The following is a 1,301-nucleotide window of genomic DNA, read 5'->3' as shown; positions in this document are numbered from 1 at the left end:
GGTGCCGACAACTCCTGCCTGATGCACCTCGGCGGAATGCTGCGCCGCCAGGACGCCCCGCAGCGGACACTGCACCTCGCGGAGATCCTCGCGAGCACGGAAGAGGAGCCCTTGCCATGAGCGGGACGTATCTGGGGATGCCGTCCTTCCCCGAGGCGGCGCGGGAGGCCGTGCGGGACACGACGCTGCGGGGCAACCTGCGCCACGCCACGCACACCATCCGCGACAAGCGGGCCCGCGCGGTCGCCGAGCTGGACGACTGGGCGGCACTGCGGGAGGCCGGCAAACGCATCAAGGACCACACCCTGCGCCACCTGGACCGCTACCTGGTCCAGGTGGAGGAGGCGGTCACCGCGGCCGGCGGGACGGTGCACTGGGCCGCCGACGCCGCCGAGGCCAACGCGATCGTCACCCGCCTCGTCGAGGAGACCGGCGAGCGGGAGGTCGTCAAGGTCAAGTCCATGGCCACCCAGGAGACCGGCCTCAACGAGGCCCTGGAAGCGGCCGGCATCCGCGCCTACGAGACCGACCTGGCCGAACTGATCGTCCAGCTGGGCCGGGACCGGCCCTCGCACATCCTGGTCCCGGCCATCCACCGCAACCGCGCCGAGATCAGGGACATCTTCCGGACCGAGATGAGCGCGTGGGGCCGGCCCGCGCCCGAGACCCTGACCGACACACCCGCCGAACTCGCCGAAGCGGCCCGCCTGCACCTGCGGGAGAAGTTCCTGCGGGCCAGGGTCGGCATCTCCGGCGCCAACTTCATGGTCGCCGAGACCGGCACCCTCGTCGTCGTGGAGTCCGAGGGCAACGGCCGGATGTGCCTGACCCTGCCCGAGACCCTGATCTCCGTGGTCGGCATCGAGAAGGTCATCCCCACCTTCCGCGACCTGGAGGTCTTCCTCCAGCTCCTGCCCCGCTCCTCGACCGCCGAGCGCATGAACCCCTACACGTCCATGTGGACGGGTACGTCCGACGGGGACGGTCCCCGCGCCTTCCACCTGGTCCTGCTGGACAACGGCCGCACCGACACCCTCGCCGACGAGGTCGGCCGCCAGGCCCTGCGCTGCATCCGCTGCTCGGCCTGCCTGAACGTCTGCCCCGTCTACGAACGCGCCGGCGGCCACGCCTACGGCTCCGTCTACCCGGGCCCCATCGGCGCCATCCTCAGCCCTCAACTACGCGGCACCGCCAGCGACATCGACGCCTCCCTGCCCTACGCCTCCTCCCTGTGCGGCGCCTGCTACGAGGTCTGCCCCGTCGCCATCGACATCCCCGAGGTCCTCGTCCACCTCCGGGAG

General features: G+C 71.5%; 1 protein-coding gene and 1 pseudogene. Both read left to right on the top strand.

All coding sequences use genetic code 11. From position 1 onward, the window contains the following. Positions 1–120: pseudogene (locus ACZ6EG_RS34005) on the top strand ((Fe-S)-binding protein); the annotation flags it as partial. Beyond that, positions 117–1,301, top strand: a 1,185-nt coding sequence (locus tag ACZ6EG_RS34000; RefSeq protein ID WP_469610519.1) for a lactate utilization protein B, incomplete at its 3' end; no start/stop codon positions are given. The pseudogene ACZ6EG_RS34005 and the gene ACZ6EG_RS34000, both read left to right, overlap by 4 nt.

The organism is Streptomyces sp. NPDC041968 (assembly GCF_055589025.1).
The sequence above is the reverse complement of the archived record's forward strand: the minus strand, read 5'-3'. Positions and strand labels throughout refer to the sequence as shown.